Origin of the sequence: Streptomyces sp. MNU76, from assembly GCF_020982545.1 — a bacterium.
In the GTDB taxonomy this organism is placed as follows: domain Bacteria; phylum Actinomycetota; class Actinomycetes; order Streptomycetales; family Streptomycetaceae; genus Streptomyces.
On the sequence record NZ_JAJKLK010000003.1, the window covers coordinates 1,057,495 to 1,078,511 of the forward strand.

Consider the following 21,017-nt stretch of genomic DNA (forward strand, 5'->3'; position numbering starts at 1 on the left):
GGTATGTCGGAGCGTGTCATGCCCGGTCGCACGGACGGCCTGATCACCCTCGGTGCCGCGGACGCTCTGTGGGTCGATCTGACGGCCGGCAGTGCTGTGCCGACGGCTGCTGGGGCATTCACCTGCTCTCCTGCCCATGCCCGGGTGGGGTACGTCCTGCTCGGCGGCCATGTGGTGGCGACGGTGAGGATGAGCGGCGGTCAGTGGAGTGTCCCGGAGGGTGAGGTGCGCCGGGCGGCCGCGGAGCTGAACGCGGTGGGGGTGGACCGGCGGGACCTGGTCCGCATCGGTCCGTTTCGGGGGGCGCCGAGGGAAGAGGTCGACGAGGAGACGCCGCTGCGTTGGCGCCGGCGCATCACGGGTGAACTGCGTGAGCCGGGCGGCCCCGAGAGGGCGGCACGACGTGACGTCGGCCGCTCGTACCATCTGGCGGGGATCGACTGGCGACAGATGCTCGTGGAGCAGACCCGCGACGGGACGCAGCGGACGTGGTGGCTGCCGCGCGCCGTGGTCAGGCTGCTCGACGCGGCCGAGCACGCCGAAGCGCGGTGGGCGCAAGCCTCGCGGACCCGCCGGGCAGGCACAGCCGCCACCGAGCCGCCCGCCCACCCCGGCGGGCCGGGACGCCGACGGTCGGCGAGACGTCGAGGGTCGGCAGGCGACGAGCCCCGAGGACCCACCGCCGCACCGCGCCCGTACAACGCGGAACTGGAAGGCCAGCTGTACTCGGTGCTCAGCAAGAAGCCGGGTACCTCCCGCAAGGTGGCCGGGTGGGCGTGCGCCGTCTGCCGCACCGCGCCCGCCGCGGTCCTCGACCACTGCCACGAACACGGCTACGTCCGCGCCCCCGTCTGCCAGTCCTGCAACACACTCGAACGTCCCGACCACCTGTACAGCAACGACATCCGCGTGGCGAACCGCTACACCCGCCTCTTCCACACCGACACCGACGCCTGGCTCCGCCACTGGCACCGCTGCCCCGGGTGCCGCGCCCGCACCACCCTGCCCCTGCCGCACCTCGCCGCGTGGACCGCCCACACAGCCTGCCGATCGCTGCGCCCCACCCACCGAGCCCCCCGCGGGCGCACGCCGTGCGGTGTCCTGCGCGTGTCCTGGACGGGCAGTCAGAACACGCCCCGTTCCTGCCTGCTCACGGTCGCCGTCGACTGCTGCCCCTCCGGCGAGCACCGTGTCCTGGCGCGGGTCCCCTACCGCGAAGCCGTCGAGCGGTTCCGCGTCTGGTTGACCGAGACGGCCCCCGCCGTGGCCGCCGCGGCCGGTCCCGACCGCGTGGACGGCCTCCCCGCCCAGTCCCGGCCGGTCATCGCGGACACCAGCGGCGAGGGCTTGGCACTGTTCTGACCGGGCACCGGCAGACCCGACACCCCGGCGTCACCCCGTAGCCACCGGCCAGGGGCATTCCGTCGACCATGAGGTGGCCCCGGCCTGGTCGGCGCCGATCAGGAAGGCGGGCCGGAGCTGAACGCACCGTTCCCCGCTCCCCGTTCTCCGGTCCCCGTTCCCGCGTTCCTGACGGGCGTCCGTGCTACTCCGTGCGGAGGCCGTCCGGGCGCATCAGGCGAAGGAGCGGGGGGACGCTGAGGGCTGTCACCACCAGGACCACCGCCGCGCCGATGCCCGTCATCGCCAGGACGCTCAGCCAGTCCACCGCCACCGCGGTGTCCGTCATTCTCAGCAGGACGGAGCCCAGGGTGAGGCCCACCATCGTGGCGAGGAGCAGGCCCAGGGCGACCGGGATCGCGGTCTGCCACAGGACCGACAGGGCCAGTGTGCGGCGCCGCGTGCCGAAGGCGATCAGCGAGGAGAGCAGTTTCCTGCGTTCGCGCAGTTGCTCCAGATGGGAGACCAGCAGGCTCGCCCCGATCAGCGCGAGGACACAGGCCGCGCCGGCGAACAGCCCGGTGCGGATGGAGTCGAACTCAGCGGTACGCTCACCCTCCGTGAACATCCTGGGCACCGCGAGCGGGTCGATCTTCACCGTGGCGTTGCGCACGATCTCGCTGACGTCAGGGACCGCCATGTCGAGCTTGAGGTAGATCAGCCCGCGGGCGGTCTCGGCCGCGGCGGTGGGCAGCGCGCTCGTGGTCATGAGGAAACCCTCCCGCTCCCAGCCCGTCGGGTCGGTGCGCGGCTCGGCCTTCCTGATGTCCCGCGGCACTGTCCAGGGCACCTGCGCACCATGGGGGTCGCCGTCGAGGGAGGGGTCGAGGACGAGCTTCCGGCCGGGTTCGGCAAGCTCCGGTTCGGTACCGTGCAAGGCGAAGACATCGCCCTCGCGGCACGAGGGCAGTTTCGCCACTTCGCGCAGGTCGGCGCAGTCGCCGACGGTGACCCCGGCGGTCGCTTCGGGGTCCTTGGCGCGGTCGCCCAGCCAGGTGTCCGACAGGGCGACGGCGCCGCGCACACCGCGGGTGCCGGTGAGCTTCTGCCGGGTGTCCGCGATGGGGATGTTCTTCGGCACGGACAGCTCCATCTGGGCGCGCGTGAGATCCTGGCCGGTGGGCTTCGTGTAGTCGTCCTGGACGCCGGCGAACAGCATCTGCAGGGCGATCGCGCCGGCCACCGCCACCGCGATGCCGTTGACCATGCGGGCGGCGGTGCCGCTGCTCAACTGCAGTCTGCGTACGGCCAGTTGCCAGGAGACCGGGCCCGAGTTCAGGCGGGCCACGACGGCTTCCACGACCCATGGCAGCAGCGCGGTGATGCCGACGAGGAGCAGGATGACACCGCCGGCCACCATGAACTCGTTGAATTCGCCGTTGTTGTTGCCCTTGCCGATCATCCGCGTGAGCAGGCCGAGGCCGCCGAGCGGAAGGAGCAGCCGCCACCACAGTCGGCGTCGTGCGGGTTTGGCCATACGCACCACGCCGAGCGGTTCGATGACCACTCCGCGCAGGGCGAGCAGCGTCACCACCACCGCGGCGGCCGGGACCGCGACGGCGACCAGGACGGCGAGTACGGGCGCCGGGTCGAGGTAGCCCGGGAAGACGCTGATCTCGAAGAGTTCGACGGAGCCGGCGATCTGGCGGCCGACCAGGAAGAAGCCGATGCCGAAGAGCAGTCCGAGGAAGGCTCCGGCGAGTGCCTCTCCGGCGGCGATCCGGCGGGTCATCCGGCCGTCGGCGCCGACCAGCCGCAGCGCGGCGAGTCTGCGGTCGCGCCGCTCGCCGCCGAAGCGTACGGCCGCCGCGATGAACACCCCGACCGGCATCAGCAGCACCACGAAGACCGTGAGGACGAGCAGGAGAAGGACCGGGTCCTGCTCCTTCGAGGGCGGCTTGTGCACGTTGAAGGCGTCGATGCGCGAGACGCCGGAGGAGTCGTGGTACTTGGCCAGGTTCCGGCCGCCGGTGTAGTAGGCGAGTTCGGCCGAGCCGATCAGGCCGCTCTCCCCGATGCTGCCGGTGACGCGGTACGGCAGCCGTTCGCGCAGCAGCTCGGCGTCCTTGGACTCCAGCAGTTCCTTCAGCGCGGGGGACACGAACATCTCACCCGGCGCGGGGAACTTCTTGATCCCGGGCGGCAGTGGCGCCCGCAGGCCCTCGGGCTCCAGCTGACGGCCGAGGACATTCCGGCCGCGGAACTCGGTGGAGACTTCCGCGACGAGCAGCGTGTTGTCGGCCTTGGCCGGCTCGCGCCCGCCCATCGCGAAGGCCAGGCGCGCGTACTCGCGGTCCTCCCGTGTCTGCATCGCGTTCGGGATGGCGGTGGTGAGCAGCAGCAGTGCCACGCCGAGACCCACGCCGACGCCGGTCAGCAGGAGACGTATCCAGCCCTCCCGGCCTCCGGTGAACGCGAACCTGACGCCCATGGTCAGGTCTGCGGACCACTGCCGCAGCATGGGGGTGTCGTGGCGGGGATCTCCCGAGGAGTCGGGTCGCGGGGGAGTCCCGGGCCGGGCGGCGGTGGGCGAGGTGCGGGTGGTCATACGGCGCGCTCCATGTTCCGGGACTTGCCGTCCCGTACGACGATCTCGCGGTCCGAGTACGCGGCCACCCCGATCTCGTGCGTGACGAGGACGACGGCCGCGTTGGCGGACCGGGCGGCGTCGGTGAGCAGCTCCATCACGCGCTCGCCGTTGAGCGAGTCGAGGGCGCCGGTGGGCTCGTCGGCGAACAGCACCCGCGGGCCGGTGACCAGGGAGCGGGCCACGGCGACGCGCTGGCCCTGGCCGCCGGAGACCTCGCCGGGCCGCTTGCCCTTGAGGTCGTCGACCTCCAGGCGCTCCATCCACGCCAGGGCGGTGCGCTCGGCCTCCGTGCGGGAGGAGCCGTTCAGCCGCAGCGGCAGCGCCACGTTCTCGACGCAGGTCAGCTCCGGCACCAACTGGCCGAACTGGAAGACGAAGCCGAACTCGGAACGTCGCAGCGCACTGCGCTGGGAGTCGTTCATCGTGGCCATCTCACGGCCGTTGTACGTGATCGAGCCCGAGTCGGGTGTCACGATGCCGGCGAGGCAGTGCAGGAGGGTCGACTTGCGTGACGGGGCCGGACTCCAGGAGCCCTAACAGCGTAAGACCAATGGACATGCCGAGCACTATACACACTGCGTATACACCCCATGTATACGCAGTGTGTAGACCCGCACCTGTGAACACCTCGGCCGACTGGTCGACCGGCTTACGTGTGGGCGTGCCTCGCAGGTGGGCGCCGTCCACGGGCCGTCTGCGGGAGCCGCCACCGAGCGCGTGGTCCGTGGCCGGCCAGGCAGCGTGGGCAGCGGCACGGGGGACACGCGAGGGCACCGTCGGGAACGAGCCCGTGCCGGGGGCGTACGCGGTCGGCTCCGCCACGCCGACCCGGCGCCCGTCGTCATCGAGGCGGTAGGCGCTGATGGTCGGGCGGGACTTGCCCGGTCGGGGAGAGGTTCCGGCCTCCATCATTCACCCCCGACGTGTGGCAGGGGGCGTGCGGCGCCGCATCGGCAGGGCTCGACAGAGACGCGCACGGACGAGGCGGAGAAGGCCCCGGGGCCTTCTCCGCCTCGTGGCTGTCGTGGGAGAAACCTAGGAAGCCGAAGCGCGTACCTCCTCCAGCCGCACCGGGCGGCGCTCGGCCACCGACAGGGTCGCCGCCTCGGCGATCCAGCTGGCCTCCAGGGCGTCCGCGACCGTGCAGGGGGAGGTGCGGGTGCCGGCGACGACCTCGGTGAACGCGGTGAGTTCGGCGCGGTAGGCGGGGGCGAAGCGGTCCATGAAGAAGGTGTGCGGGGGACCGGCGGGGAACGTCACACCCGGCTCGGCGGAGCGCAGCGGGAGCTGGGTGTCGAGGCCGGCGGCGATGCTGTCCTTCATGCCGTGGACCTCCAGGCGGACGTCGTACCCCCGGGCGTTGTGACGGGTGTTGGAGATGACGCCGATGGTGCCGTCGTCGAAGGTGAGGAGCGCGGACGCCGTGTCGACGTCACCCGCCTCCTTGATGTACTCCGCCCCCTTGTTGGCGCCCGTCGCGTACACCTCGACGACCTCGCGGCCCGTCACCCAGCGCACCACGTCGAAGTCGTGCACCGCGCAGTCGCGGAAGATGCCGCCCGACACCGCGACATAGGCCGCCGGCGGCGGGGCGGGGTCGAGGGTGGTCGACCGTACGGTGTGCAGCGCGCCCAGCTCGCCGCTGAGGACGGCCTCGCGGGCGGCCACACAGCCCGCGTCGAAGCGGCGGTTGAAGCCGATCTGCGCCTCGATGCCGCTCTCCCGCACGGCACGCAGCACGGTGAGGCTCTCCTCGACCGTCTTCGCCACCGGCTTCTCGCAGAACACCGGGATACCCGCCTCGACGGCGGCCAGGATCAGCCCCGGGTGCGCGTCGGTGGCGGCGGTGATCACGACACCGTCGATCCCCGAGGCGAATACCGCCTCGGGCGAATCGACCACGGTGGCGCCGAACTTCTCGCCGGCCGCCAGCGCCGCGGCGGCCACCGGGTCGGAGACCACCAGCTGCTCCACGACGTCCAGTCCGGCGAGAGTCCCGGCGTGGAAGGCGCCGATGCGGCCCAGCCCCAGGATGCCAATGCGCATGACGAGTGTCCCTTTCGAAAGTGCAGATCAAACAGGTGGGAAGCAGGTGAGAGCAGGTGGGGAGCGGGTGGGGAGCGGGTCAGTCCGAGGCGCCCGGGACGCTCTGGTCCCAGTCGATCACCGAGCCGGTGACCACGCCGCTGCGGTCGGACAGGAGGAAGACCACGAAGTCGGCGATCTCGTCGACCTGGCCGAGCTTGCCCATCGGCAGGGCGGCGGCGGCCCGCTCCCGCCAGTCGTCGCCCGCGTCGTGGAACTCGCGCTGGATCGCGTCCTCGCCCTCGGTCTCCGTCCAGCCGATGTTGAGGTCGTTGATCCGGATCCGGTTCCAGCGGTGGGCGTGGGCGGCGTTGCGGGTGAGGCCCGCGAGGCCGGCCTTCGCGGCGGAGTAGGGGGCCAGGTTCGGCGGTCCACCGTGCGCGCAGTTGGAGCCGATGTTGACGATCGTGCCCGGCGCCGAGCGGCCCACCAGGTGTTCGACCACGGCCTGCATGGCGAAGAAGGGGGCGCGCAGGTTGATCGCGATGTGTGCGTCGAACAGTTCGGGCGAGGTGTCGAGGAGCGAGCCGCGTGAGGTCAGGCCGGCCGCGTTCACGAGGCTGTCGACCCGCCCGTGCGCGGCGACGACCTGGTCCACGGCGCCGCGCACCTGCGCGGGGTCCGTCAGGTCGGCCCGCACGAAGGTGGCACCGGTGTCCGCCGCGAGCCGCTCGCCGACCTCGGCGCGGCGGCCCGTGAACGCGACGGTCGCGCCCTCGCGCAGGGCCGCGCGGACGACGCCCGCGCCGACGCCCTGGCTGCCGCCGTTGACGAGGACGACCTTGTCCTCCAGTAGTGCCATCTGGGGGTGCTTCCTTTCGATCGGCTCGGGCGGTCCGTGCCAGGACCTGGGGCGGTTCCGGTCGCCTCGGTTTCGTACGGCCTTTCACAGCGCCCTCGCCTCTGCCAGTCTTGGGGCGCGGGGCCCCTCGTACAACCCGCAGCGGACCATCAAAAACCCATCATCCGAACCGCCGGCCCCCATCCGATTCACCGCCGGCTCCCCATCGAGATCCAGGACACACCCCCATGGCGCACCCCTACACGATCCGTGAGATCGCGCGGCAGGCCGGGCTCAGCCAGGCCACGGTCGACCGGGTCCTCAACGGCCGGGGAGGGGTGCGCGAGAGCACCGCCCGTGAGGTCCACCAGGCCGTGCGGGACCTGGACCGGCAGCGGACGCAGGTGCGCATCGGCGGCCGTACGTTCATGGTCGACATCGTGATGCAGACCCCGGACCGGTTCTCCACGGCGGTCCGTGAGGCGTTGGAGGCCGAGCTGCCGTCCCTGCACCCGGCGGTCGTGCGCTCCCGTTTCCACTTCCGGGAGACGGGGTCGGCCTCGGAGATGGTGCGGGTGCTCGACCGGATCGGGCGGCGCGGCTCGCAGGGCGTGATCCTCAAGGCGCCGGACGTACCGGAGGTCACCGCCGCCGTCGAACGTCTGGTCGCGGCCGGGATCCCGGTGGTCACCTTCGTGACCGACCTGCCGAGCAGCCCGCGCGGCGCGTACGTCGGCATAGACAACCGGGCCGCCGGGGCGACCGCCGCGTATCTGCTGCGGCAGTGGCTCGGCGACCGGCCGGGCGCCGTGCTGGTGACGCTCAGCCGCAGCTTCTACCGCAACGAGGAGGAGCGCGAGATGGGGTTCCGCGGGGTGATGCGGGCGGTCGCGCCGCGACGGGCCCTGGTGGAGGTCACCGACAGCGACGGCCTCGACGCGACCCAGCGGGACCTCGTCCTCGACGCGCTGGAGCGGGAGCCGGGGATCGCCGCCGTCTACTCCATCGGCGGCGGCAACACCGCGACGCTCGACGCCTTCGCCGCGCTCGGCCGTGAGCCGCACGTCTTCGTCGCCCACGACCTCGACCACGACAACACCCGGCTGCTGCGCGAGCACCGGCTCTCCGCCGTGCTCCACCACGACCTCCGCCAGGACGTCCGCCGCGCCTGCCAGGTGATCATGCGCGCCCACCAGGCCCTGCCCGACGAGGGGCCGTTCCTTCCCTCGGCGATCCAGGTGGTGACGCCGTACAACATGCCGCCCGGGGCCGGCGCGGTCACCGGTTAGCGCGGCCGGCCGCGCGACGAGCCGACGCCCCGGCCGCTCCTGCGGCTCCTCGGCTTCAGCGGCCCCGGTGGCTCCTGCGGCCTCAGCGGCTCAGGCTGCGGCTGATGACCAGGCGTTGGATCTGGTTGGTGCCCTCGAATATCTGCATGATCTTCGCCTCCCGCATGTAGCGCTCCACCGGGAAGTCGCGGGTGTAGCCGTAGCCGCCGAGCACCTGGACCGCGTCGGTGGTGACCTTCATGGCGGCGTCGGTGGCGATGAGCTTGGCGACGCTCGCCTGTCGTCCGAAGGGGAGACCGGCGTCGCGGCGTCGGGCCGCGTCCAGGTAGGTGGCGCGCGCGGAGTCGACGGCGGCGGCCATGTCGGCGAGCAGGAACGCCAGGCCCTGGTGGTCGATGATCTTCCGGCCGAACGTGGTGCGCTCGCCGGCGTAGTCGACGGCGGCGTCCAGGGCGGCCTGCGCGAGACCGGTGGCGCAGGCGGCGATCCCCAGGCGGCCGGAGTCGAGGGCGCTGAACGCGATCTGCAGGCCCTGCCCCTCGGCGCCGATCAGCCGGTCGGCCTCCAGCAGCGCTCCGTCCCAGTAGGCGGAGGTGGTCGGGATGCCCTGCAGGCCCATCTTCCGCTCCGGCACGCCGAAGGACAGGCCCTCGGCGGAACCGGGGGCGAGAAAGCAGGAGATGCCGCCGGCTCCGGGCCCGGCGTCGGCTCCGGGAGCGACACGGGCGAACAGCGCGTAGAAGTCGGCCTTCCCACCGTGGGTGATCCAGGCCTTGGTGCCGGTGACGCGGTAGCCGGCGTCGGTGCGTTCCGCCTTGCAGGCGAGGGCCGCGGCGTCGGAGCCGGCCTGCGGTTCGGAGAGGCTGTAACCGCCGACCAGTTCGCCGCCCAGCATGTCCGGCAGCCAGCGCTGCTTCTGGGCCTCGGTGCCGAAGGCGTTCAGCGGGTGGCAGGCCAGGGTGTGCACGCTGGTGGCCACGGCGACGGCCGCCCACCGGGCCGCCAGTTCCTCCAGGACCTGGAGGTAGACCTCGTACGGCTGGGAGCCGCCGCCGTACTCCTCCGGATACGGCAGGCCGAGCAGTCCGGCTTTGCTCAGGATGGCGAACAGGCCCTCGGGGTACTCCTCGGTGCTTTCGTGCCGCTCGACCCGAGTGGCGAGCTCGCGGTCGGCGAGGTCGCGGACGAGCGCGATCAGATCTTCCGCTTCCTCGGTGGGCAGCATGCGGTCGACGGCCATGTCGAACTCCATCCGATTCGCGAAGCGGTACTTCAACCGGTACTTCAGTACCGTTTAGCGTAGCGCATGGAGCTCATGGAGCGCATGGTCGCCCTGGGATACTGATCGAATGACTGAGACCTCAGCCGCGGGCGCCCCGAAGCTGACCGGGCGCGGCGCGGCCCGCCGGTCGGAGCTGTTCGAGGATCTGGTGGCCCTGCTGATCGCCGAGGGCTTCGCTCAGTTCACGCTGGACGACCTCGCCGCCCGGCTGCGCTGCTCCAAGCGCACGCTGTACGGGCTGGCCGGCAGCAAGGAGCAGCTCGTCCGCACCGTCGTGGTGCACTTCTTCCGGGGCGCCACCGCGCGGGTGGAGGCCGCGCTGGAGGCCGAGCCCGATCCCGCCGGACGGCTGGCCGCCTACCTGGGCGCGGTCGCCGCCGAACTCGCGCCCGTCTCGCCGACCTTCTTCGACGACGTGGCCGCGTTCGAACCCGCGGCCGAGGTGTACGAGCGCAATACCCGCGCCGCGGCCGCCCGGGTCCAGCAGCTGATCGACGAGGGCGTGGCGGCCGGTGTGTTCCGCGAGGTCCATGTGCCCTTCGCCGCCGAGGTCATCACCTCGGTGATGGTCCGCATCCAGCAGCGCCAGGTGGTCGCGGCGACGGGCCTGGACGACGCCGGCGCCTACGCCCACCTCGCCGACCTGCTCCTGCGGGGCCTCACCCGGACCTCCTAGGACACGGCGGGCGCCTCAACCGCGGTGGGGGCCTCCGTCCGTGCCCGGAACGTGCGTCGGTACGTCAGCGGTGACACCCCGATGGCCGCGTGCAGATGCTGCCGCAGCGTCGTGCCGGTGGCGAAGCCGACGTGGCCCGCGATCTCGCCCGTCGACCGTCGACCACGTTCAGACGGGCGCCCTGCCGCCGGCCGCGCTCACCGCGTACCAGGCGCTCGTCGACACCGCCGACGTACGGCCGACGCGGGCCCGCACGAGTTCCTGCGGGACCTGGGGGCCGACGAGCTGATCGACGACCGGAGCACGGACTTCGCCGAGGCGGTACGGACGTGGACGTCGTGCTGGACACCCTCGCGGGGGACGTCCGCACCCGTTCCCTGGATGTGCTGCGTACGGGCGGCACCCTCGTCTCGATCCTGCCGGTCGGGGGGGGAGGACGCCCAGAAGGCCGCCGCTCCGGGCGTACGGCTGGAGAAACTGCTGGTCGAAGCCGACCAGGGGGTATGCGGGCCATCGCCGGACTCGTCGAGGAAGGCAGGCTGCGGGCCCATGTCGACGCGACCTTCCCCCTCGCCGAGGCGGCCGAGGCGCACGCGCTGGGGGGAGACCGACCGGACGACCTGCAAGATCGTCCTCGCGGTCCGCTGAATCTTCGAAGCGCCGGGGACGGGTCAGCTCGTGACGAGTTCGGCCGCCCGGCGCTCGACGGAAGTCTCCATGGCCATGGCCACCGTCTGGTTCACGGTCACCGTGGCCAACGGCTCACCGAGGCCCTCACGGTTGCGGAACAGCCAGACGACGTCCCGCCCGAACGACCAGAGCAGCGAGCCCAGTGCCAGCGCGACCAGGCCGAAGCCCGCCGCGTACGGCAGCAGACCGGAGGCGGCGACCAGCAGGAACACACCCTGGACGGCGGCGACGGTCTTGCGGGCCATGCTGTGCGGCAGCGAGTTGTTCAGCCACGGGGCGACCTTGGCGGCGGCCACGAACACGTACCGCATGAGGCCGATCAGCAGCACCCACGGGCCCATCGACATGGAGACGTACACACTCAGCACCAGGATCAGGAACGCGTCGACCTCCATGTCGAAGCGGGCGCCCAGCGCGGTCGACGTCCCCGTCCGGCGGGCCACCTTGCCGTCGACGCCGTCGAGGATCAGCGCGACGGCCGTCAGACCGACGAAGAGCGAGACGGGCGGCGAGCTCTGGAAGGAGTCGGCGACCAGCGCGGTGACGGCGCCGACGAGTACCGCCCGCCCGAGCGTGACGCGGTTGGCGGGGCCGAAGGTACGGGTCCGGGTGCGCAGCAGGGCGCGGTTGAGGACCGCCCAGGTGGCGAGCCCGAAGGCCAGCCCGGTCAGCCACCCCGCCGGGCCCAGTCCGATCGCCGTGCCCAGGAAGGCGAGGAGCAGCACCTGGGCGCCCGCGCCCACCGTCGTCTCCGAGAGCAACAGCCGGCCGTCGTATGTGTTGATCAGGGCCACCGCATACCTTCCGAACGTGTGACAAGTGGATCATCGCCGCGTACCGTGTCCGCGACTCCCACCGCTGCGTACGTGGCGAACCGCTCGACCGTTCACGGAGACGCACATGAAACCGACAGCAAATGCCTTCTGGCTACGCTCACCCGGCCACGGCGAGATCCGTGAGGAGGCCCTCGCCGCACCCGCCGACGGCGAGGTCCTGGTCCGCGCGCTGTACTCAGGAGTCAGCCGGGGCACCGAGACGCTCGTGTTCCACGGCCGAGTGCCCGAGAACCAGCGCGCGACCATGCGCGCGCCCTTCCAGGAGGGCGACTTTCCCGCCCCCGTGAAGTACGGCTACCTCAGCGTCGGTCGGGTGGAAGAGGGGCCCGACGCACTGGTCGGCCGGACCGTCTTCTGCCTGTATCCGCACCAGAGCCGCTACGTCGTTCCCGTGAGCGCCGTCACCGTCGTGCCGGAGACCGTCCCGGCGGCGCGCGCCGTCCTGGCCGGGACCGTGGAGACCGCCGTCAACGCCCTGTGGGACGCCACGCCCCTGATCGGGGACCGGATCGCCGTCGTCGGCGGTGGCATGGTCGGCTGCTCGGTCGCCGCGCTCCTCGCGCGCTACCCGGGCGTGCGCGTCCAGCTCGTCGACGCGGACCCGGCGCGAGCCGACATCGCCCGCGCCCTCGGCGTCGACTTCGCCCTGCCCGACGAGGCACTGGGCGAGTGCGACCTCGTCGTACACGCCAGCGCCAGCGAACAGGGCCTCGTACGCTCCCTCGAACTCCTCGCCGCCGAGGGCACGGTCATCGAGCTGAGTTGGTACGGCGACCGCCGGATCGCGCTGCCGCTCGGCGAGGCCTTTCACTCGCGCCGGCTCACCATCCGCAGCAGCCAGGTGGGAACCGTCTCCCCGGCGGCCCGCGTCGGACGGACGTACGCGGACCGGCTGGCGCTCGCCCTCGAACTCCTCGCCGACGCCCGCTTCGACGCCCTCGTCACCGGGGAGTGCGCCTTCGAGGAACTCCCCGAGGTCATGCCGAAGCTGGCAAGCGGAGAACTCCCGGGGATGTGCCACCGGGTGCGCTACGACGCCCAGTGAGCCGTTGAGCTTGGTGTTACGGTTCGCCCCACCCGCCCCTGAACTGCCCGAACGGAACGCTGACCTCCGAAGAAACCGGAAAGCTCGGCTGAACAACGGGTAGGGAGCAGCCGTACTACACGGCATGCCCCGGCCCGGGGGTAGACGTACCGCACTGGAGGGTCGTCCGTTGTTCAGCATCACCGTTCGCGATCACATCATGATCGCCCACAGCTTCCGCGGGGAGGTCTTCGGACCCGCGCAGCGCCTGCACGGCGCCACGTTCCTCGTGGACGCCACCTTCCGGCGCGCCGAACTGGACGACGACAACATCGTCGTTGACATCGGGCTGGCCACCCAGGAGCTCGGTGCCGTGGTGAGCGAGTTGAACTACCGCAACCTCGACAACGAGCCCGACTTCGCCAACACCAACACCTCCACGGAGTTCCTGGCCAAGGTGATCGCCGACCGCCTCGCCGAGCGGATCCACAAGGGCGCCCTCGGGGAGAACGCCAGGGGCATCGCGGGCCTCTCGGTCACCCTGCACGAGTCGCACATCGCCTGGGCGAGTTACGAGCGTGCCCTGTGACCGATGTGACCATCGACCGGGCGGCCGTCGGCACCGCCGGCCCGGCGGACGGGGGAGAGCAAGTGCGGCTCGCGGATGGGGGAGAGCAAGTGCGGCTCGGCTATGTGCCCGTGCAGAACGCGGCACTGAAGAACGCCGCGATCATCCCCATGTCGCTGCGTACCGTGCACTTCGTGATGCCGGGCGGAGTCGACGACCCCACCCGGCCCAGCGGCGGCAACGCCTACGACCGCCGAATCTGCCTCGATCTGCCCGGCTTCGGCTGGCAGGTGCACAAGCACGCGATCGACGGCAGCTGGCCGAGCCCGGGTGACACGGCACGCGCCGAACTCGCCCGGACGCTGAGCGAACTCCCCGACGGCACGGTCGTCCTCCTCGACGGACTGGTCGCCTGCGGAGTCCCCGAGATCGTCCTTCCCGAGGCCGAACGCCTCTGCCTGGCCGTGCTGGTGCACCTGCCGCTCGGCGACGAGACCGGCCTGGAGCCCGAACTCGCCGCCGAACTCGACGCCAAGGAACGCACCACCCTACGGGGTGTGTCCGCCGTGATCGCGACCAGCGAATGGGCGGTGCGCAGACTCGTGTCGCATCACGGGCTCGCCCCCGAGCGGGTCCATGTCGCCGCCCCCGGCGCCGACATCGCGCCCCTCGCCTCCGGCACCGACGGCGTCTCCCGGCTGCTGTGCGTGGCCGCGGTCACCCCGCGCAAGGGGCAGCACCGGCTGGTCGAGGCCCTCGCGACCGTCACCGAACTGCGCTGGAGCTGCGTCCTGGTGGGCGGTCTCGACCAGGACCCCGAGTACGTGGACCACATCCGCTCGCTCATCGCGAAGTTCGGCCTGGAGGACCGTTTCCACCTCGCCGGACCCCAGGCGGGCGCGGAACTCGACGCCAGCTACGCCGCGGCCGACCTGATGGTCCTCACCTCCTACGCCGAGACGTACGGCATGGCGGTCACCGAGGCGCTCGCGCGAGGCATCCCCGTACTGGCCACGGACGTCGGCGGTCTCCCCGAGGCCGTGGGCCGCGCCCCCGACGGCGGGGTGCCCGGCATCCTGGTCCCGCCGGAGAACCCCGCGGCCATCGCGGCGGAACTGCGCGGCTGGTTCGGGGAGGCCGACGTACGGCGTCGGCTGAAGGCCGCGGCGCGCGGGCGCCGGGCCGCGCTGGACGGGTGGGCGACCACGGCCCGCAGCCTCGCCCATGTGCTGGGCAGGCTGCGGCACGAACCTCGGAGGGCCGCATGACCACTTCAGCCGATATGACCATGTCCGCGGGCGGGCCCCTGTCGACGGGCGGGCCGCTGCCCACGGGCGCGACCTCGGCGTCGGGTACGTCGGCCGCCGCGGGGGCGACTGCCGCGGCCGGTGGGGCCACGGCCGCCGGGCCCGCCGGTGGGGTGCTGAGCATGGCGGGACGCGGCGGGGACACGCCGGCGCCCGAGGACCACCAGTACGCGCCGCAGTGGCTGGAGTTGCGCGAGAGCGCCGACGCCGACGCCCGCGCGACGGAACTGCTGGACCCACTGCGGATCCGCCTCGCGAACCTGCCCGGCCGGGCCACCGGGCTGACCGTGCACGACCTCGGCTGCGGCACCGGCTCGATGGGGCGCTGGCTCGCGCCCCGGCTGGACGGCGCCCAGCGGTGGGTGCTGCACGACCAGGACCCGAACCTCCTGCGGCTGGCCGTCGCGCGGGCGCCGCGCGCCGCCGCCGACGGCAGCCCGGTCACGGTCACCACGCGGCGCGGTGACATCGGACGGCTCACGGCGGCCGACCTCGACGGTGCCTCGCTGGTCACGGCGTCCGCGCTGCTCGACGTGCTCACGGTGGAGGAGATCGAGGCGCTCGCGGCGGCCTGCGCGGGCGCCGGTGTCCCCGCGCTCCTGACGCTCTCGGTCGTGGGCCGGGTGGACCTCTTCCCCGCGCACCCCATGGACACCGAGATCGCCGAGGCGTTCAACGCCCACCAGCGCGCGAGCGATCTGCTCGGACCGGACGCGATCACCGTGGCCTGTGAGGCGTTCGCCCAGCGCGGTGCCACGGTCCGGGTCCACCCGAGCCCCTGGCAGCTCGACACCCGGCACACCGCCCTCGTCGAGGAGTGGCTGCGCGGCTGGGTCGGCGCCGCCTGCGAGCAGCGCCCCGAACTCACCGAGCGGGCCGAGGCGTACCTCCGCGACCGTCTCGCGGCCAACGCGGCCGGCGAACTCCGCGCGGTCGTCCACCACAGCGACCTCCTGGCGCTGCCCCGGCCGAGGGGCGGAGCCTCATGACGGCACCGGTGGAGGAGACGGTCGAGACCCACCCACCGGCGATCGGGGACCGCATACGCCTGCGCCCACGCGGAGTCCGGGCCCGCGTGAAGGCGGGCACACCGGGCTCCCGGGCAAGGGTGCGCACGCTGACACCGGACGAGACTTCGCGCGAACTGCCGCCCGCCGCTTCGGTACCGGGGGCGCGCATCCTTGAGCCGGGCTCTCGCGAGACGGAGGCCGCGGCCTCCACGACCGGTTCCGACACGGACCAGGCGCACCCAGCAGGCCGGGCGGACACTGCGGCGGCCGCGGCGGACGGCCGCGCAGCCCTTTCGACGGCCGCCGACGCGGACCCGGTCGCCGCACCGAACGCGGCCGACCGTGCCGGCTCCTCGGAGCCGACCGCCGCCTCGACGGCGGAGGCCCTGGTACGGCCGGCCGGCGGACCGGCGTCCGCCGAGGGGCATCAGGCCGCCGAGGCGAACGCGGCAGCGGTGGACGTGTCCGACGAGTCGGCCGGTGGCCGGAGTCGGGGCGGGGCAGCGGCGGCTCGCGCCGAGGCGGCGCCGACGTCCGTCCAGGAAACCCCCGCGCACTCCCCGGCGGCCCGTGTGTCCTCGGTGGCCCCGGGCGACGTCGGCTCGGCGGACGGTCCCGTCGAGGCCACCCCCACCGCCAAGTTCCTCCGCGTCCTGCGCACCCACTTCGGGACGCTCGCCGGGACGGTGATCCTCGTGGTCGTGTTCTGGCGGATGGGCACCGGGGTGTTCGTGGACGGGCTGCGGCGGATCGACGGCGGGACGCTCGCGGCGGCGGTCGGGATCGGCGTGCTCACCACCGTGTTCAGCGCGTGGCGCTGGTGCGCCGTGACGAGGGCGCTCGGGCTCAGGCTGCCGCTCGGGCCCGCCGTCGCGGACTACTACCGGGCGCTGTTCCTCAACGCGGCACTGCCCGGCGGCGTCCTCGGCGACGTGCACCGCGCGGTGCGGCACGGCCAGAGCTCCGGCGACATGGGCCGGGGCGTGCGCGCGGTGGTGATCGAGCGGACCGCGGGCCAGTTGGTGCTGGCGGCCGTGGGCGTAACGGTCCTGCTGGTGCTGCCGTCGCCCGTGCTGGAGGAGGCCCGTCACGCGGCCGGTGTGGCGGCGCTCGCCGCGCTGGGGGCGCTGGCGATCTGGGCGGCGGTCCGCATGGGCCGCAGGCCGAGCGTGTCCGGCGGAGGTCGAGGCCGCCGGGTACGGGCCGCCCTCGTCGAGGCGCGCGGCGTGCTGCTCCAGCGCGACAGCGGTCCCGCCGTGCTGATCTCGTCCGTGGCGGTCCTGGCCGGGTACGTGGCGACGTTCCTGCTCGCCGCGGACGTCGCCGGCTCCACCGCCGGCCCGCTGCGCCTGCTGCCCCTCGCGCTGCTGGCCCTGATCGCCATGAGCCTGCCGCTCAACGTCGGCGGCTGGGGCCCCAGGGAGGGCGTCACCGCCTGGTCCTTCGGCGCCGCGGGCCTCGGCGCCTCGCAGGGGCTGACCGTGGCCGTCGTCTACGGTGTGCTCAGCTTCGCGGCCGCCCTGCCGGGAGCGCTCGTACTCGTCGGACGCTGGTACGGCTCCCTGCGGGCCCGCCGTCAGTCGCCCGCGGGGGAGACCGGAGAGGGAACCGGACCCTCGCCCCAGGCGTCCGAGGTGACCAACGAGAGGTACGCCCCGAAGGATTCCACGAAACCCGCCAGCAACTCCTTCCCCTTCGTGGCGGACGCCAGGGACGGACGGCCGATCACACCGGAATCGGTGTAGGCCGACATACCGAGGGAGAGGAGATGACGGCGGTCGTCGGCAAGGAAATCGGTGGTCTCGTGACCGGGTCGGACCAATTCGGGATGGCAATGCAGAAGTATGGAGGTCTCAATTTCTCCCGCATGCATATCACTGAGCAACGAGGTCTGTACGCCCGCTCGTTCGCGTGCGGCGTCCCAGTCCTCCATCGCCGGGAAAAGCGCCATTCGATGTCCCGCCGCGGTGGATTCCTGGACGACATTGCCCAGCACATAATTCCCACCGTGTCCGTTCACCACCACCAGCGCCTCGACGCCCGACCGGCGCAGGGACGCGGCGATGTCGGTCACCATCGCGTGCAGCGTCGTCGCGGAGATGCTGACGGTGCCGGGCCAGGCCGCGTGCTCGTGCGAGCACGCGATGGTCACGGGCGGCAGCAGGTGCACGGGGTACGCGCCGGCTATCTCCCGGGCTATCGCGCAGGCGACCAGCGTGTCGGTGGCCAGGGGCAGATACGGACCGTGCTGCTCGTAGCTGCCGACCGGGAGCACCGCGACCTGGCGGCCCGCCGCCGCCCCCCGCGCCCGGACGTCCGCGGTGGTGTCCGTCGGTACAAGACTCGAACTGCTCATCTTTTCACGGCCTTTCGTCTCTGCTGATGCTCCGTCATTTTCGCATGGCTCGCATGACATCAGGACTCACCAGTTAGGAACCAGATCATGACAGAAAATGTTGGTGTACTCGGCACGAATGCCCAGTCCTCCGGCGCCGTACGCGTGGTGAACGCCCCCCTGCCCACCACCTACGGCGACTTCGAGGCCGTAGGTTATCTCGACCAGGACCGCGGCGAAGAACAAGTGGCACTGGTGTACGGCGACATCAGCGGCGGTGAGGGAATTCTCATCCGGCTGCACTCGGAGTGCCTGACCGGTGACGCGTTCGGCTCCCAGCACTGTGAATGCGGCGAACAGCTCGACAGCGCGCTGCGGGCGATAGTCGCCGAGGGCCGCGGCATCCTCGTCTATCTGCGCGGGCACGAGGGCCGCGGCATCGGCCTGCTCGCCAAGCTCCAGGCGATGAAGCTCCAGGCGGAGGGTCTGGACACCGTCGAGGCCAACCTCGCCCTCGGTCTGCCGGTGGACGCCCGCGACTACCGGGTGGCGGCCGAGATGCTGCACGACCTCGGCGTACGGTCGGTCCGGCTGATGTCGAACAACCCCCGCAAGCGGGAGGCGCTGCTGCGCCACGGCATCAAGGTCTCCGAGCAGGTGCCGCTGCTCATCACCCCGTGCGAGGACAACATCACCTACCTGCGCACCAAGCGCGAGCGGCTCGACCACTACCTGCCGCACCTGGACGCGGTGGTCCACTCGTCCTGAGCGCCGGGGTCAGCGCGGCGGCCGCCTCGGAGGCGACTTTCGACACCGGCCGCCGCGCCCGACCGCAGCTCCGCGCGTACTGCCTCTTCGGGCAAGTGCACCGGCGTCCCGCATGAACGTTCGCCCCGGGTGGAAGACCTGACTCCGTCGGGCATCGCGACCACGGTCGGACGAAGGGAGCGTTCGTGATCCGCAGCGCACGGGTCGTCGTCATCGGCGGAGGGGTCATCGGGACGAGCATCGCCTACCACCTGGCCGCCGCCGGAGTGGACGACGTCGTCCTCGTCGAACGCGACGAACTGGCCTCCGGGTCCACGGCGAGGGCCGCCGGCGGGGTTCGCGCGCAGTTCTCCGACGAACTCAACATCCAGCTCGGCGCCCGGAGCCTGGAGGCGTTCGGCCGCTTCCGGCGCGAACTCGGCCACGACATCGGCCTGCACCGCGTCGGCTACCTCTTCCTCCTGACGACCCCCGACGAGGTCGCCCAGTTCGAGGCGGGCGTCCAGCTCCAGAACGACCTGGGCGTGCCCAGCCGCATGGTGGACCCCGAGGAGGCCCGGCGGCTCTCCCCGCTGATCTCCACCGAGGGCCTGCTGGCGGCCGCGTTCTCGCCCGACGACGGGCACTGCACCCCCGAGTCCGTGGTCCACGGCTACGCCGCCGGGGCCCGCCGCCACGGGGCGACCGTGCTGCGCAACTGCGAGGCCCTCGGCATCGAGACCTGGCGGGACACCATCACCGCGGTGGTCACCAGCAAGGGCCGCATCGTCACCGACACGGTCGTGTGCGCGGCCGGCGCCTGGTCCCGTTCCGTCGGCGCCATGGTCGGCGTCGACCTCCCGGTGGAACCCCTGCGCCGCCAGATCGCCGTAACCGAACCGGTCCCGGACCTCCCGCCGAACCTCCCCATGACGATCGACTTCACCAGCAGCCTCTACTTCCACACCGAGGGCCCCGGTCTCCTCGTCGGCATGTCCGACCCCGACGAGAGGCCCGGCTTCGCCACCGACACCCACGACCGCTGGATCCCCCACCTGTACGAGGCCATGCGGCGCCGCGCCCCCTCCCTGCTGGACCTGCGCCGCACGGGCGGCTGGGCAGGCCTGTACGAGATCACACCGGACCACAACGCCCTGATCGGCGAGGCCGGTTCCTGCTCCCGCTTCCTGTACGCGACCGGGTTCTCCGGCCACGGGTTCCTCCAGGGCCCGGCGGTCGGCGAGGTGGTCCGCGACCTGTACCTGGGCCGCGTACCCTTCGTCGACATCAGCCCCTTGACCGTCGACCGGTTCACGGCCGACGCGCTGCGCCCGGAGGCCAACCTCGTATGACCGATCTCCACTTGTGGCTCCGCCACGAGACCCGCACCACCGAACGTCGCACCCCGATCGTGCCGTCCGACGCCCGGCGGCTCGTCGAGAGCGGCGTACGGATCACCGTCGAGGACTCCCCTCAGCGGATCTTCCCCAGGCAGGCGTACGAGGAGGCCGGCTGCCAGGTCGCCGACCCGGGCTCGTGGGTGTCGGCGTCGGCGCGCGCGGTGATCGTAGGTCTCAAGGAACTGCCGGACGAACCAGCTGAACTGACGCATCGTCATGTATTTTTCGGGCACGCCTACAAGGGGCAGCCCGGAGCCGAGGCGCTGCTGCGCAGGTTCGCGGCCGGGGGTGGGGCGCTGCTCGACCTGGAGTACCTGGTGGACGACCAAGGCCGCCGGCTCGCCGCCTTCGGCTTCTGGGCGGGCTATCTGGGCGCGGCCCTCGCCGTGCTCCACCACCGGGGCGCGCTCCGGGCTCCGCTCGTCCCCACCACCAAGGAGGCGATGGAGGCCGAACTCCGCGCCTCCCGGGGCGACTTGACCGCGCTGGTGATCGGCGCCCTGGGCCGCAGCGGCCGAGGCGCGCGGGTCGCCCTCGAAGAGGCGGGCGTCGAGCCGACCTGCTGGGACCTGGCGGAGACCCGCGCCCTGGACCGGCCGGCCCTGCTGGCCCACGACTTGGTGGTCAACACCGTCCTGACGACCAGCCCGGTCCCGCCGTTCCTGACGGACAAGGACCTCGACGGGCCGGACCGTCGGCTGCGCACCCTCTCGGACGTCACGGTCGACGTCGGCTCACCCATGAACGTCCTGCCGGTCTACGACACGACCACCGAGTGGGACCGCCCGGTACGGCGGTTGCGCGAACACCCCCCGCTCGACCTCATCGCCATCGACAACCTGCCCTCCCTGCTGCCCCGCGAGGCGAGCACCGACTTCTCGGCCGCGCTGCTGCCGCAGCTGCTCGACTTCGAGACGGGTGGGGCCTGGGGTCGCTGCCTGGACCGATTCCGCCGGGCGAGTGACGAACTGGGCCTCACAGAAAGGTAGTTGCACG

At 72.2% G+C, this 21,017-nt stretch carries 16 protein-coding genes and 4 pseudogenes; 12 read left to right on the forward strand and 8 right to left on the reverse strand.

Translation table 11 applies throughout. The annotated features are described in order from the left end of the window. Positions 1–3 precede the first annotated feature (3 nt). Positions 4–1,362 (forward strand): endonuclease domain-containing protein, encoded by a 1,359-nt coding sequence (locus E4N62_RS11030; RefSeq protein WP_230213718.1) that lies wholly within the window; start codon positions 4–6, stop codon positions 1,360–1,362. 184 nt (positions 1,363–1,546) lie between these two features. Here the strand turns inward: E4N62_RS11030 and E4N62_RS11035 are convergent, their stop codons facing one another. From E4N62_RS11035 to E4N62_RS11050, 4 genes and pseudogenes are all read right to left on the reverse strand, one after another. Beyond that, complete coding sequence (locus E4N62_RS11035) at positions 1,547–3,862, reverse strand: ABC transporter permease (RefSeq protein ID WP_230214088.1); 2,316 nt, start codon at positions 3,860–3,862, stop codon at positions 1,547–1,549. Between the two features lie 83 nt (positions 3,863–3,945). After that, positions 3,946–4,512: pseudogene (locus E4N62_RS11040) on the reverse strand (ABC transporter ATP-binding protein); the annotation flags it as partial. A 514-nt stretch (positions 4,513–5,026) separates the two neighbouring features. Further along, positions 5,027–6,037, reverse strand: coding sequence for a Gfo/Idh/MocA family oxidoreductase (locus E4N62_RS11045; protein ID WP_230213719.1), 1,011 nt, complete (start codon positions 6,035–6,037; stop codon positions 5,027–5,029). Positions 6,038–6,116: 79 nt separating this feature from the next. Continuing rightward, positions 6,117–6,878 (reverse strand): SDR family oxidoreductase, encoded by a 762-nt coding sequence (locus tag E4N62_RS11050; RefSeq protein ID WP_230213720.1) that lies wholly within the window; start codon positions 6,876–6,878, stop codon positions 6,117–6,119. Positions 6,879–7,105: 227 nt separating this feature from the next. Here E4N62_RS11050 and E4N62_RS11055 point away from each other — a divergent pair, with 227 nt between their 5' ends. After that, positions 7,106–8,146 (forward strand): LacI family DNA-binding transcriptional regulator, encoded by a 1,041-nt coding sequence (locus E4N62_RS11055; RefSeq protein ID WP_184901737.1) that lies wholly within the window; start codon positions 7,106–7,108, stop codon positions 8,144–8,146. Between the two features lie 82 nt (positions 8,147–8,228). Here the strand turns inward: E4N62_RS11055 and E4N62_RS11060 are convergent, their stop codons facing one another. Next, positions 8,229–9,386, reverse strand: a complete 1,158-nt coding sequence (locus E4N62_RS11060) for an acyl-CoA dehydrogenase family protein (RefSeq protein ID WP_230213721.1) — start codon at positions 9,384–9,386, stop codon at positions 8,229–8,231. A 109-nt stretch (positions 9,387–9,495) separates the two neighbouring features. Between E4N62_RS11060 and E4N62_RS11065 the strand changes: the two genes are divergently transcribed. Next, entirely contained in the window at positions 9,496–10,104 is a 609-nt protein-coding gene (locus tag E4N62_RS11065; RefSeq protein WP_230213722.1) for a TetR/AcrR family transcriptional regulator, read from the forward strand. Here the strand turns inward: E4N62_RS11065 and E4N62_RS11070 are convergent. Continuing rightward, positions 10,101–10,250: pseudogene (locus E4N62_RS11070) on the reverse strand (AraC family transcriptional regulator); the annotation flags it as partial. The gene E4N62_RS11065 and the pseudogene E4N62_RS11070 overlap by 4 nt on opposite strands. Here E4N62_RS11070 and E4N62_RS11075 point away from each other — a divergent pair. Continuing rightward, a pseudogene (locus E4N62_RS11075) lies at positions 10,200–10,640 on the forward strand (hypothetical protein); the annotation flags it as partial. The pseudogenes E4N62_RS11070 and E4N62_RS11075 overlap by 51 nt on opposite strands. 135 nt (positions 10,641–10,775) lie before the next feature. Here the strand turns inward: E4N62_RS11075 and E4N62_RS11080 are convergent. Beyond that, positions 10,776–11,588: a CDP-alcohol phosphatidyltransferase family protein gene (locus tag E4N62_RS11080; protein WP_230213723.1), complete on the reverse strand. Its 813-nt coding sequence runs from the start codon at positions 11,586–11,588 to the stop codon at positions 10,776–10,778. Positions 11,589–11,694: 106 nt separating this feature from the next. Here E4N62_RS11080 and E4N62_RS11085 point away from each other — a divergent pair, with 106 nt between their 5' ends. From E4N62_RS11085 to E4N62_RS47915, 5 genes and pseudogenes are all read left to right on the forward strand, one after another. Continuing rightward, a complete protein-coding gene (locus tag E4N62_RS11085) occupies positions 11,695–12,675 on the forward strand; it encodes a zinc-binding alcohol dehydrogenase (RefSeq protein WP_230213724.1) in 981 nt (326 codons plus the stop codon). A 169-nt stretch (positions 12,676–12,844) separates the two neighbouring features. Further along, on the forward strand, positions 12,845–13,243 hold the full coding sequence (locus E4N62_RS11090; RefSeq protein ID WP_230213725.1) for a 6-carboxytetrahydropterin synthase: 399 nt from the start codon (positions 12,845–12,847) through the stop codon (positions 13,241–13,243). Further along, positions 13,240–14,490, forward strand: coding sequence for a glycosyltransferase family 4 protein (locus E4N62_RS11095; RefSeq protein ID WP_230213726.1), 1,251 nt, complete (start codon positions 13,240–13,242; stop codon positions 14,488–14,490). The genes E4N62_RS11090 and E4N62_RS11095 overlap by 4 nt, the downstream gene beginning before the upstream one ends. Next, positions 14,487–15,518, forward strand: a complete 1,032-nt coding sequence (locus E4N62_RS11100) for a methyltransferase domain-containing protein (RefSeq protein WP_230213727.1) — start codon at positions 14,487–14,489, stop codon at positions 15,516–15,518. The genes E4N62_RS11095 and E4N62_RS11100 overlap by 4 nt, the downstream gene beginning before the upstream one ends. Positions 15,519–16,252: 734 nt before the next feature. Then, positions 16,253–17,002 (forward strand): annotated as a pseudogene (locus E4N62_RS47915) (YbhN family protein); the annotation flags it as partial. A 113-nt stretch (positions 17,003–17,115) separates the two neighbouring features. Here the strand turns inward: E4N62_RS47915 and E4N62_RS11110 are convergent. After that, on the reverse strand, positions 17,116–17,895 hold the full coding sequence (locus tag E4N62_RS11110; protein ID WP_268269156.1) for a creatininase family protein: 780 nt from the start codon (positions 17,893–17,895) through the stop codon (positions 17,116–17,118). Positions 17,896–17,982: 87 nt separating this feature from the next. Here E4N62_RS11110 and ribA point away from each other — a divergent pair, with 87 nt between their 5' ends. The 3 genes from ribA to E4N62_RS11125 all read left to right on the forward strand — a co-directional run bounded on the left by ribA (position 17,983) and on the right by E4N62_RS11125 (position 21,010). After that, positions 17,983–18,642 (forward strand): GTP cyclohydrolase II, encoded by a 660-nt coding sequence (gene ribA, locus E4N62_RS11115; protein ID WP_033529694.1) that lies wholly within the window; start codon positions 17,983–17,985, stop codon positions 18,640–18,642. Between the two features lie 185 nt (positions 18,643–18,827). Next, positions 18,828–19,973 (forward strand): FAD-binding oxidoreductase, encoded by a 1,146-nt coding sequence (locus E4N62_RS11120; protein ID WP_230213728.1) that lies wholly within the window; start codon positions 18,828–18,830, stop codon positions 19,971–19,973. Continuing rightward, a complete protein-coding gene (locus tag E4N62_RS11125; protein ID WP_230213729.1) occupies positions 19,970–21,010 on the forward strand; it encodes a saccharopine dehydrogenase in 1,041 nt (346 codons plus the stop codon). The genes E4N62_RS11120 and E4N62_RS11125 overlap by 4 nt, the downstream gene beginning before the upstream one ends. The last annotated feature ends 7 nt before the right edge of the window (positions 21,011–21,017 follow it).